The sequence below is a fragment of the Chlorobiota bacterium genome, assembly GCA_016710285.1.
Taxonomy (GTDB): Bacteria; Bacteroidota; Ignavibacteria; order OLB7; family OLB7; genus OLB7.
In genome coordinates, this window is the sequence record JADJXR010000001.1 from 1994603 (window position 1) to 2008657 (window position 14055).

The window sequence follows — 14055 nt, forward strand, 5'->3', positions numbered from 1 at the left end:
CCGAAGAAAGATTCTGAAAAAAGTATAGTTAGAGAACACTCGAAGGAGACAAACGAATGCAAAGAAAATTGTTCCCCGTTTCCGCAGCAGCGGTAGGCGCGTTGCTGTTGACGAATGCGGCTCTGGCGCAGATACCGGAGAAGATGTCCTATCAAGGGATGATTACGATTCCCGGCAACCCGACAAGCGCGAACTTCAAGTTTCGCATTTTCGATGTGGCCACCGGTGGGACGTTTTTGTATGAAGAAGCCCACACCGGTGTTGGGTTGACGGCCGCCGGTGGCGGTCTACAGCTGTTCAACGTGCTGATCGGAAGCACGACACCGTTGACGTTGCCGTTCGATAAGCCATATTGGCTGGAGATCGAGGTGAACGGGACGACGGTATCGCGGACGGAGCTGACCAGCTCGCCATATGCATTCCGTTCGCGGTTTGTGGATCAGCTGGCCGATGGTCAAGTGACGACCGAGAAGCTGGCCAACGGCGCAGTGACGCTGCAGAAGCTGAGCGGCGCGGGTGGTGCATCGGGTCAGGTTCTGACGCTGGATGCTGGCGGGAACGTGACGTGGGCGAACAGCGCAGCGGGCGGTGGAACGATCACAGGTGTAACCGCAGGGCCGGGTCTTTCCGGTGGCGGGACGACTGGGAACGTGGTGTTGGAGGTAGCGAATCAAGGGATCAAGACGTCAATGATCGCCGACGGTGCGGTGACAACGTCGAAGATCGCAAACGGGGCAGTGGGAACAAGCCAGATTGCAGCCGGTGCGATCAACAACGATCTGATCGCGGATGGTTCGATCACGACGGTGAAGTTCAACACGGCGGGAGTTTCGACGGGACAGACGCTGGTGTATGATGGGATTCAGTTGATTTGGGGGAACCCAACGCCTGGCGGTCCGGCCGGTGGAGACTTGACGGGATTGTATCCATTTCCTGAGATCGATGAGGGGGTGGTAGGCTCGCCGGAGTTGGCGGACAACAGCGTGGCATCGGTGGACATTTTGAACGGCACGATCCAGCAGGTGGATATGGCCGACAACTCCATCGGTTCGCCGCAGATCATTGACAACACTGTCTCCTCGGCTGATATTGAGAACGAGACCATTCTCTCCGAGGACATTCAAGACAACACCATTCAGTCTGTTGACATTCAAGACAACACGATTCAGTCCATTGACATCATGGACAATACGGTTGCCTCGATTGACATCCTGAATAACTCGGTTGCCTCGATTGACATCTTGGACAACACCGTTGCCTCGATTGACATCCAAGACAACACGATTGCCTTGATTGACATGGGACCGAACTCCGTCGGAACCGTGCAGATCATTGACAACACGGTCTCCTCCTTCGATATCCTGAACGAAACGATCCAGTCCATTGACATTATGGACAACACGGTTGCTAGTGCCGACATTTTGGATAACACCATCCAAGGCATTGATATCCAAAATGAGACGATCCAGAGCCAGGATATTCAAAACAACACGATCACGTTCGACGACATGGGCGACAACGCCGTCGGCACGAACGAGATCATTGACGGATCCGTCTCCACGCTTGACATCACCGATAATTCGGTTGCTTCCATTGACATCATGAACGGCACGATCGCTCAGGTGGACATGGCTGCCAACTCTATCGGTAGTGCTCAAATCATTGACAATGAGGTCAACAGCGCGGACATCACCGACAACAGCGTTGCGACGAACGACATTCTGAACAACACGATTTTGTCGGAAGACATCGCTGATAACACGGTCTCGACCGCCGACATCCTTGACAACACAGTTGGCAGTGCCGACATCACTGACAACAGCGTTGCCAGTGCGGACATCTTGGATGAGACGATCCTTGCCGGCGACATCGCCACCGGTGCAGTGACGACCACCGAGATTCTGGACAACACGATCACGCTGGCCGACATGGGTGACAACTCCGTTGGCACCACCGAGATTATTGACAACGATGTCACCAGCTTGGACATCCAGAACAACACGATTCTCTCGATTGACATCGCCGACAACACGGTGAGCTTTGATGACATGGCCGATAACTCAATCGGCACGAATGAGATCATTGACAACACGGTCAACAGCGAGGATATTCTGGATAATTCGGTTCAGAGTATTGATATCATGAACAATACGATTACCAGCGAAGACCTTGCTGATAATAGTATTAGCGGGATTGATATTCTGAACAACTCGATCACGAGTGTTGACATTGAGGACAACACGATCACGAGTGCCGATATCATGGACAACACGATCCAGGGTATTGACATCATGAACGAGACAATCCAGACGATCGACATCATGGACAACACGATCACGTTGGCCGACATGGGTGATAACTCGGTCGGTTCGACAGAGATCGTGGACAACTCCGTGACCAGCCTCGACATTCAAGATGAGACGATTGCAGCCGCCGACATCGGAACAGGCGCAGTCGCCTCGGACGAGATTGCAGACAACACGGTGGCTGGGGTTGACATCACCAACGAGACAATCGGTTTGGTTGACATCGGGACGGGTGCGGTGGCATCGGACGAGATCGTGAACAACAGCGTGACGACCGATGACATCATGGACAACACGATCGGCGCAGCCGACATGGGTGATAACTCAGTCGGTTCGACTGAGATCACTGATGGCTCCGTGACCAGTTTGGATATTGCCAACGAGACGATTCTCGCGATTGACATTGCCGCAGATGCGGTAGGCACCAGCGAGATCGCACCGGACGCAGTGACGACAGTGGAGATTTTGAACGAGACGATCACCGCAGCCGACATCGCTACCGATGCAGTTACTTCAGCTGAAATTGCTGATAACGCCGTAGGCACCAGCGAGATTGCTGCCGATGCAGTTACCTCGAGCGAAATCGCCGCCGACGCAGTTGGCTCAAGCGAGATCGCAACGGATGCGGTAGGCAGCGCGGAGATTGCTGCTGATGCAGTAGGCACGAGCGAGATCGCAGCAGATGCGGTTGGGACAAGTGAGATCGCACCGGACGCAGTGACGACGGTTGAAATCTTGAACGAGACGATCGCGTTGGCCGACATCGGCACGGGCGCGGTAGCATCGGATGAGATCGTTGACAACAGCGTCGCAAGCATTGACATCTTGGACAACACGATCGGCGCAGCCGACATGGGTGATAACTCCGTTAGCACCGCCGAGATCGCCGATAACTCGATCACAAGCCTCGACATCCAAAACGAGACGATTCTGGCAATTGACATCGCAGCGGATGCGGTCGGCACGAGCGAGATCGCCCCGGATGCAGTGACGACGACCGAGATTTTGAACGAGACGATCACCGCAGCAGACATCGCTGCTGATGCCGTGGGTTCGAGCGAGATCGCAGCCGATGCTGTCGGCACCAGCGAGATCGCAACGGATGCGGTGACGGCAGCGGAGATTGCGGCAGATGCCGTTGGCTCGAGCGAGATCGCGACGGATGCGGTAGGCAGCGCGGAGATCGCAGCAGATGCGGTGGGTGCTAGCGAGATCGGAGCCGATCAAGTCGGCACGAGCGAGATCGCGCCGGATGCGGTGACGACGGTTGAAATCTTGAACGAGACAATCGCGTTGGCCGACATCGGCACGGGCGCGGTAGCCTCGGATGAGATCGTGAACAACAGCGTCGCAAGCATTGACATCTTGGACAACACAATCACGCTGGCCGACATGGGTGACAACTCCGTTGGCACCGATGAGATCGCTGACAACTCGGTAAGCAGTGCGGATATCTTGAACGAGACGATCTTGGGCGTGGACATCGCCGCCGATGCCGTTGGCACGAGCGAGATCGCCCCGGATGCAGTGACGACGACCGAGATTTTGAACGAGACGATCACCGCAGCAGACATCGCTGCTGATGCCGTGGGTTCGAGCGAGATCGCTGCCGATGCTGTCGGCACCAGCGAGATCGCAACGGATGCGGTGACGGCAGCGGAGATTGCGGCAGATGCCGTTGGCTCGAGCGAGATCGCGACGGATGCGGTAGGCAGCGCGGAGATCGCAGCAGATGCGGTGGGTGCTAGCGAGATCGGAGCCGATCAAGTCGGCACGAGCGAGATCGCGCCGGATGCGGTGACGACGACGGAGATTATGAACGAGACGATCACGGCAGCGGACATTATGGACAACAGCGTGACGAGCGCAGACATCCAGAATGGGACGGTTGCGAACGTTGACATGGCAGCAAACAGCATCGCAAGCACGAACATCATCGATGGGACGATCTCGTTGGCGGACATGGATCTGAACAGCGTGAACACGTCGCACATCGTGGATGCAACGATCGGGCCGATAGACATCAAGGGGGCATTGGCGACGGCACCGGATCAAGCCTTGATTTCGGTAGCGGGAGTTCCGATGACGGTGGCATGGGGGTATCCAACGGCCGATCAGTTGGTGATACCGTTCAGCCAGACGGCAACGAACGCAGCAGCGTTGTTTAGCTTGACGCAGTTGGGAGGTGCAGGGGATGTGACGAACTTCGTGTACAACACTCTGGGTGGTCTGGGGAATGCGTTGGAGGCAACGTCGAACGGCGCAGCACCGACGATTTTGTCAACGAACACGGATGGTGCCCCAGCGATTGCAGCGGTGAACAACGGAACGGGTGCAGGTGTTACCTCGAGCACGGGTAACGGCCATGCGTTCGCAGGCACGGTTGCAGGAATTGGAGATGGGGTGAACCTGACGATGAACGGATCTGGCACTGGTGTCAACGTTACAACAACTCCAACAGGCACGGGTCGTTCGGGTGCGTTTACCAACAACAACGCTGCCAACCCAAACAACACGGTTGAAATTGCCAGCAATGCTGCCAACACAGCAGCGCTTGCGGTGACATCCACTGGAGCTTCGGGCAACGGCATTGATGTCAATACCAATGGTGATGCATCCAGCCGCGGCATCAACGTTCTGCAAAGTGGCGCAGGTCGCAGTGGACAGTTCTACAACAGCCAGACAACGAATTCCAACACAGTTGTGTATGTCCAGAGCGACGGCAACGTTCGTCCAGACAGCGCAGGTGTTGACGTGAAGTTGATCAACGGTGCCGAGGACGGCGACGGTGTGCGTGCGGTTCTGGGACAACTGAACAGCATTGACATCGCTGGTGGCAACATTGCACCAAATGCCGGTGATGAACTGGTTGCTGGTTCCTACGAAGGCGATGCTATTGAAGGTATCAACCGCGGCCGTGGTGGTCGCGCTGGTCACTTCGAGATTTTTAACCCGAACAACATCCGCAATGCTGTTGATGTGATGAACAACAACGGCACCACTGACGACGGTGGCGATGGGGTGAACATCTTCATGAGCAACACGCTGAACGACATGGACGGTCTGGATTCGCGTACCGTCAGTGCCGACACTGGCAACGCCGGACGCTTCACGATCCTGACACCGACAAACCGCGGCAATGGTGTCTATGCCACAACCAACTCAACAAACACCGGTAATGCAGTGTTTGGCGAGCACTTCGGAACAACCGGCAATGCCGGACGTTTTGTGGCACGGGCCGTTGTGGGTGGCAACACACATAACGATGACGCTGTGTACGTGGAGCAACAAGGAACGAGCAACGGCATCCGCGCTCGTAACGTGAACGCAGGGAATGGCTTGGCAACAAGTGCTGGTATCTTTGAGGTCACTCAGCCAACCAACGGTGCAAACGTTGTCAACGTGACAACGAACAGCAATACTGGCAACGGGTTGTTTGCAACCACGACCAATGCTACCAACACTGGTAACATGGTTCACGCTGTTCATCCATCCATGGGTGGTGCTGGCTTCTTCAGCACAACAAACTCTGCTGATGCCTATACCGACACGACAGTCGTCATGCGGAGCAGCACTGGGTTTGCAGCAGCTGCACCAGGCGCGCCAGGAGTACCGGCACATCCTTACAAAGGATCGGTACTTCAGGTAACGCAGAATGGTGGCTATAATGAAAACAACACGGCTCCGTTCCTGTTCCAAGTTCAAGGTGCGAATGCTATCCGCGCAGAAATTGATGGACGCAATAACCCAGCTGGCTTCCAGTATGGCAATGATAGTTCGGCAATTTATGCTCGCTCCTATGGTCGCGGCCATGTTGTTTACATTGAGAATGCAAACAACAACTTCATATCTACTACGGCCAACAACAAATCAACCTTGATGGTATCTACCTTAGGTGGTGGCCATGCTATCGAGGGCGATGCTGCAAGCCGTCTTCCGGCCGGAACAAATAACAACGGTGTGCGCGGTAATCAATACAGCCCGCAGGATGTATCTGCAACGGGTGTCAACTCACAGTTGTCGGTTTCTACTGCTGGTGTATTGGGTGCTGTGCTGACCGGTGGAGCCGGAATGCCAAGCGGCTTGAACCAGAACGGTAAAGGTATCATGGGGTACAACCTTGGTAATACCGGCTTTAATGGTCCAGTTGGCGGTTGGGCTGGTGTGATGCGTGCTGATAACCTTGCAAACGGCTTGTTGATTTCGGTTGCTGGCCAAGTTAGCGCAACAACACCAACGCATACTGCGCCAACGTTCCGCAATGCTGGCTTTACCAACGAGGTTCCGCCTGCACCAGGTATCTTCCCAACGGTGCGTCAAGCCATCCAAGTTGTCGCCGGTGGTTATGTGCAATCATATGCACGTACCCCAGTGAATGCTGGAGCCGAGCCACACGCATTGGTTGCTGAGTACATGATCTGGGATGCAGGGGATAATGGAGTAGCTGCCGATCCTGTTAATGTCACCCTTCCTGGTGGCGCAATTGGCCTTGTTCCAGGCCAAACGATCACAGTGATCACATCCGATCCTGATGGCGCAGTTGTTGGCGGTCCAGTAGCTGGAACTGCGGATAACACACCAAGCCAAGGCCAAGGCATAACCTACGTCTGGAATGGCACAGCTTGGTTCTCGCTTAACTAATAACCCAATATCAGGGTAATACAAATGGGGTGCAGTTCTACTGCACCCCATTTTTTTTACATAAAATTCTTGGCCTATTCTTGTTGTGAACGCTTGCCCAAACCAACAAAAACCTTCATATTGCGCCCGCTTTGCTGAGCCACATTGTTTGATGTGGCAAAAATTCACGTTATGGGAATGAATATCACGATTCCATTTCGTTCATTCTTCCAGTAATGCTTCATTGATACCCCAGTTTGCCATGCTTTCGGCGTTTTTACCGTCTTTCAGGGGATTCAAATCTCCTGGCGGCACGGTTTTTGACGTTACTTGCCGTTGCTTGAATCTTTGCTCAAGCATTTCCATTCCCACGTTTGCGTACGAATAGCACAAACAACATAGAGATAAACACTAAACCGTTACTATCCGATCAGGAGAACACATGCACAATCGTTTCGGACTAGTCCCGGCAGCAGCGGTAGGCGCGTTGCTGTTGACGAATGCGGCTCTGGCGCAGATACCGGAGAAGATGTCCTATCAAGGGATGATTACGATTCCCGGCAACCCGACAAGCGCGAACTTCAAGTTTCGCATTTTCGATGTGGCCACCGGTGGGACGTGTTTGTATGAAGAAGCCCACACCGGTGTTGGGTTGACGGCCGCCGGTGGCGGTCTACAGTTGTTCAACGTGCTGATCGGAAGCACGACACCGTTGACGTTGCCGTTCGATAAGCCATATTGGCTGGAGATCGAGGTGAACGGGACGACGGTATCGCGGACAGAGCTGACCAGCTCGCCGTACGCATTCCGTTCGCGGTTTGTGGATCAGCTGGCTGATGGTCAAGTGACGACCGAGAAGCTGGCCAACGGCGCAGTGACGCTACAGAAGCTGAGCGGCGCGGGTGGTGCATCGGGTCAGGTTCTGACGCTGGATGCTGGCGGGAACGTGACGTGGGCGAACAGCGCAGCGGGTGGTGGCACGATCACCGGCGTAACCGCAGGACCGGGTCTTTCCGGTGGTGGCGCAACCGGGAACGTGGTGTTGGAAGTAGCGAATCAGGGGATCAAGACATCAATGATCGCCGACGGCGCGGTGACAACGTCGAAGATCGCAAACGGGGCAGTGGGAACAAGCCAGATTGCAGCCGGTGCGATCAACAACGACCTGATCGCCGATGGTTCGATCACGACGGTGAAGTTCAACACGGCGGGAGTTTCGACGGGACAGACGCTGGTGTATGATGGGATTCAGTTGATTTGGGGGAACCCAACGCCTGGCGGCCCGGCCGGTGGAGACTTGACGGGATTGTATCCATTTCCTGAGATCGATGAGGGGGTGGTAGGCTCGCCGGAGTTGGCGGACAACAGCGTGGCATCGGTGGACATTTTGAACGGCACGATCCAGCAAGAGGATATGGCCGACAACTCCATCGGGACCGAGCAGATCATTAACAACACCGTAAACAGTGCTGACATCCAGGACAACACCGTTGCCTCGGTTGACATCCTGAACAATTCGGTTGCTTCGGTGGACATCCAGGATAACACCATTCAGTCGGTGGACATCCAGGATAACACCATCCAGTCGGTGGACATCATGGATAACACCATTGAATCCATTGATATTCGCGACAACACTGTTGCCTCGATTGACATCTTGGACAACACGATTGCCTTGATTGACATGGGACCGAACTCCGTCGGAACCGTGCAGATCATTGACAACGATGTCACTTCCGCCGACATCCAGAACAATACAATTCAGTCCATTGACATTCTGGATAACACCGTTGCTAGTGCCGACATCTTGGATAACACCATCCAAGGTCAGGACATCCTAGACAACACCATCCAAACGCAGGACATCCAAGACAACACGATCACCTTTGCCGACATGGGGGACAACTCCGTTGGCACCGTTGAGATCGTGGATAACAGCATCACCAGTCTTGATCTTCAGGACAACGGCGTTGCCTCGATTGACATCATGGATGGCACCGTTAGCCAAGCAGACCTTGCTGCTAATTCGGTTGGCACATCGCAGATCATTGATGGCTCGGTCAACAGCGCGGACATCACCGACAACAGCGTTGCGACGAACGACATTCTGAACAACACGATTTTGTCGGAAGACATCGCTGATAACACGGTCTCGACGGCTGATATTCTCGACAACACGGTTGGCAGTGCCGACATCACCGATAACAGCGTTGCCAGTGCGGACATCTTGGATGAGACGATCCTTGCCGGCGACATCGCCACCGGTGCGGTGACGACCACCGAGATTCTGGACAACACGATCACGCTGGCTGACATGGGTGACAACTCCGTTGGCACCACCGAGATCGTGGACAACAATATCACGAGTCTGGACATCCAGAACAACACGATTCTCTCGATTGACATCGCCGACAACACGGTGAGCTTTGATGACATGGCCGATAACTCAATCGGCACGAATGAGATCATTGACAACACGGTCAACAGCGAGGATATTCTGGATAATTCGATTCAGAGTATTGATATCATGAACAATACGATTACCAGCGAAGACCTTGCTGATAATAGTATTAGCGGGATTGATATTCTGAACAACTCGATCACGACGGACGACATTCAGGACAACACGATCACGAGTGCCGATATCATGGACAACACGATCCAGGGTATTGACATCATGAACGAGACGATCGAGACGATTGACATCATGGACAACACGATCACGTTGGCCGACATGGGTGACAACTCGGTCGGTTCGACAGAGATCGTGGACAACTCCGTGACGAGTTTGGATGTCATGGATAACACTCTGACCACTGCCGACATCGGAACAGGCGCAGTCGCCTCGGACGAGATTGCAGACAACACGGTGGCTGGGGTTGACATCACTAACGAGACAATCGGTTTGGTTGACATCGGGACGGGTGCGGTGGCATCGGACGAGATCGTGAACAACAGCGTGACGACCGATGACATCATGGACAACACGATCGGCGCAGCTGACATGGGTGATAACTCCGTTGGCACCGCCGAGATTGCTGATAACTCCGTCACGAGCCTAGACATTGAGAACGAGACGATTCTCGCGATTGACATCGCCGCCGATGCAGTCGGCACCAGCGAGATCGCCCCGGACGCAGTGACGACGGTTGAAATCTTGAACGAGACGATCACCGCAGCAGACATCGCTGCCGACGCAGTCGGATCGAGTGAGATTGCCACTGATGCCGTAGGCACCAGCGAGATTGCTGCCGATGCAGTTACCTCGAGCGAAATCGCCGCCGATGCCGTTGGCTCGAGCGAGATCGCGACGGATGCGGTTGGCAGCGCGGAGATCGCAACGGATGCGGTGCAATCAGCCGAGATCGCCGCGGATGCGGTCGGCACCAGCGAGATCGCACCGGACGCAGTGACGACGGTTGAAATCTTGAACGAGACGATCGCGTTGGCCGACATCGGCACGGGCGCGGTAGCATCGGATGAGATCGTGAACAACAGCGTCGCAAGCATTGACATCTTGGACAACACAATCACGCTGGCCGACATGGGTGACAACTCCGTTGCGCCTGATGAGATCGCTGACAACTCGGTAAGCAGTGCGGATATCTTGAACGAGACGATCTTGGGCGTGGACATCGCCGCCGATGCCGTTGGCACGAGCGAGATCGCCCCGGATGCAGTGACGACGACCGAGATTTTGAACGAGACGATCACCGCAGCAGACATCGCAGCTGACGCAGTCGGATCGAGTGAGATTGCCACTGATGCCGTAGGCACCAGCGAGATTGCTGCCGATGCAGTTACCTCGAGCGAAATCGCCGCCGACGCAGTTGGCTCGAGCGAGATCGCGACGGATGCGGTAGGCAGCGCGGAGATCGCAGCAGATGCGGTGGGTTCCAGCGAGATCGCCGCGGATGCGGTCGGCACCAGCGAGATCGCACCGGACGCAGTGACGACGGTTGAAATCTTGAACGAGACAATCGCGTTGGCCGACATCGGCACGGGCGCGGTAGCCTCGGATGAGATCGTGAACAACAGCGTCGCAAGCATTGACATCTTGGACAACACAATCACGCTGGCCGACATGGGTGACAACTCCGTTGGCATAGGTGAGATCGCTGACAACTCGGTAAGCAGTGCGGATATCTTGAACGAGACGATCTTGGGCGTGGACATCGCAGCCGATGCCGTTGGCACCAGCGAGATCGCGCCGGATGCAGTGACGACGACCGAGATTTTGAACGAGACGATCACCGCAGCAGACATCGCTGCTGACGCAGTTGGTTCCAGCGAGATCGCCGCCGATGCAGTCGGCACCAGCGAGATCGCAACGGATGCGGTGACGGCAGCGGAGATTGCGGCAGATGCCGTTGGCTCGAGCGAGATCGCGACGGATGCGGTAGGCAGCGCGGAGATCGCAGCAGATGCGGTGGGTGCTAGCGAGATCGGAGCCGATCAAGTCGGCACGAGCGAGATCGCGCCGGATGCGGTGACGACGACGGAGATTATGAACGAGACGATCACGGCAGCGGACATTATGGACAACAGCGTGACGAGCGCAGACATCCAGAATGGGACGGTTGCGAACGTTGACATGGCAGCAAACAGCATCGCAAGCACGAACATCATCGATGGGACGATCTCGTTGGCGGACATGGGTCCGAACAGCGTGAACACGTCGCACATCGTGGATGCAACGATCGAGCCGATAGACATCAAGGGGGCATTGGCGACGGCACCGGATCAAGCCTTGATTTCGGTAGCGGGAGTTCCGATGACGGTGGCATGGGGGTATCCAACGGCCGATCAGTTGGTGATACCGTTCAGCCAGACGGCAACGAACGCAGCAGCGTTGTTTAGCTTGACGCAGTTGGGAGGTGCAGGGGATGTGACGAACTTCGTGTACAACACTCTGGGTGGTCTGGGGAATGCGTTGGAGGCAACGTCGAACGGCGCAGCGCCGACGATTTTGTCAACGAACACGGATGGTGCCCCAGCGATTGCAGCGGTGAACAGCGGAACGGGTGCAGGTGTTACCTCGAGCACGGGTAACGGCCATGCGTTCGCAGGCACGGTTACGGGAAGTGGAGATGGGGTGAACCTGACGATGAATGGAACCGGCACCGGTGTCAACGTTGCAACCAATGGCACGGGTCGTTCGGGCATGTTCCAGAATAACAACCCTGCGAACACTGCTTCAACGGTATGGGTCAACAGCAACGCAAATGCTGGCAATGCCTTGCAAGTGGATGCTACCGGTGGATTGGGGAATGCGGTTGTTGCTTCGGCAAATGGCGCGGCAGGCAGCACCACGGTGATAGCCTCCAACACTGGCGCGGGTCGTTCGGGTCATTTCGATAACACGCAGCCAACAAACGCCAACACGATCGTCCGTGTTCAGTCGGCTGGAAACACCGGCAGTGTTGCTGGCCAAGATGCCTTCCCGTTCCCAATCGGAAACGCAGGCCTTGATGTTGCCTTGACAAACCCAGCTGCCACTGGTGCTGCGGTTCAATCAACGCAAGCAGGAACTGGTTTGGCTGGCCGCTTCGAAGCCACCGGAAACGGTAGCGGTGTCTATATCACCACGAACGATGCCGCAAACAAAGGTGGTTTGTGGGTCAATCGCGGTGGTATCGTGATGCCATATCGCTCGGTCAACGCCAACTACACCGTCCAGCTTGATGATGCCTACATCCGCGTTCAGGATAACGGTGTCGCGGCCAGCACCTTCTCCGTCACCTTGCCAGCAGGCTTGCAGGATGGCCAAACCATCTGGGTCTATAACGGCGACGTTGATGCTCTGGCTCAAGGTGTTGGTGGTCTGCTTGGTGTGGTCAACGGCACGGGCGCACCGTTCGTTGGCTTCAACATCAGCCCGTGGCGCGGTTGCCAGTTCGTCTATATCTCAGCACTTGGTGGCTGGGTGCCGATGAGCAACCTGTAATCCGACAATTCCTGCGCTTTCCCGCGCAGCGATGCTCAGCAGGGGATGGAGAGAATTTCTCTTCATCCCCTGCTTTTTTGCTTTTCCGCTGGTGGATTGCTTGTCTGCTCCCCTACGCTTCGCTATACTCGCAGCATGAACGCAATCCGCTTTTTCCACACGCCCCTTTTCACGCTCTGTTTGCTTGCTGGCTGCGGTGGCGGCAATGGCGACAAGCAACCCAAACAGATTCCTGCTTCGTCATCGCGGTCTTCATCCCCTTCGGCGGTCACTTCGCCGGCATTGGCGATGTATGATTTCAATGCCCCCGCCACCGTTCTCACGCTTCCGGCGGAGTTGGACGAAATCTCGGGGCTGGCCATCACCCCCGATAACCGCCTGTTTACCCACAACGACGAAAATGGATCCATTGCCGAAATAGACATGGCCACCGGGGCGATCCGTAAACAGTTTCAGCTGGGCGGGAAGGGGGCAGATAAAGATTTTGAGGGGATTGCGATTGTGGGAAAACGGTTCTTTATCACCACCAGTGCCGGTGCCGTTTTTGAGTTTGCCGAAGGAAAGCCCGACGAAACAGTTCCCGTCACGGAATACCCAACCGAACTATCCACCAAAAACGATGTTGAGGGACTCTGCTACGATCCCGCCACCAACTCCCTTCTACTGGCCTGCAAGGAGCGCGCTGGCAAAGGCTTGGACCAGATGAAAGCCGTCTATGCCTTCTCGCTCGACTCCATGAAGTTGATCCTCCAGCCCCGCTTCCTCCTTCCAATTGCTCAACTGCTGGATGGCGCGCGCGGCGGCGAATTCAATCCCTCTGGCATTGAGTTCAATCCCCGCTCGCGCACGTTCTGCATTGTTGCTGCCGAAGGGAAATCGGTGGTGGAGGTTTCGCCGGAAGGGACGATTCTGGGCCAGGTGAAGCTCGATAAATTTCACCGCCAAGCCGAAGGAATCACCTTCGCTGCCGATGGCACGCTGCTGATTAGCGACGAGGCTCGCGGCCAGCAACCCACCATCGCCCTCTATCCGTCACGCTCCGCTCCGTAGGGAACGGCGGGTGCTTCGGTTCGCTTCCGCGCAATCTTCCCCGGTCCCTTCTTCGTACTCCTTTCGGCATCCTTCCCCCGTCCTTTCCCTGGCGTTATCATATCCTTTGGAACAGCTCATGTGGCTTCAATC

At 55.6% G+C, this 14055-nt stretch carries 4 protein-coding genes; 3 read left to right on the forward strand and 1 reads right to left on the reverse strand.

Features of this window, described 5'->3' with window-relative positions:
* Positions 1–56 precede the first annotated feature (56 nt).
* Positions 57–6947, forward strand: coding sequence for a hypothetical protein (locus IPM61_07155; protein MBK8911092.1), 6891 nt, complete (start codon positions 57–59; stop codon positions 6945–6947).
* A gap of 201 nt (positions 6948–7148) precedes the next feature.
* Here the strand turns inward: IPM61_07155 and IPM61_07160 are convergent, their stop codons facing one another.
* Positions 7149–7292 carry a hypothetical protein gene (locus IPM61_07160; GenBank protein ID MBK8911093.1) on the reverse strand — a complete coding sequence of 48 codons (144 nt, stop codon included), beginning with the start codon at positions 7290–7292 and terminating at the stop codon, positions 7149–7151.
* A gap of 76 nt (positions 7293–7368) precedes the next feature.
* On the opposite strand from IPM61_07160, the gene IPM61_07165 reads away from it, so the two are divergent.
* Both IPM61_07165 and IPM61_07170 read left to right on the forward strand, forming a co-directional pair.
* Positions 7369–12873, forward strand: a complete 5505-nt coding sequence (locus IPM61_07165; GenBank protein ID MBK8911094.1) for a hypothetical protein — start codon at positions 7369–7371, stop codon at positions 12871–12873.
* Between the two features lie 135 nt (positions 12874–13008).
* On the forward strand, positions 13009–13923 hold the full coding sequence (locus IPM61_07170; GenBank protein MBK8911095.1) for an SdiA-regulated domain-containing protein: 915 nt from the start codon (positions 13009–13011) through the stop codon (positions 13921–13923).
* Positions 13924–14055: the final 132 nt, after the last annotated feature.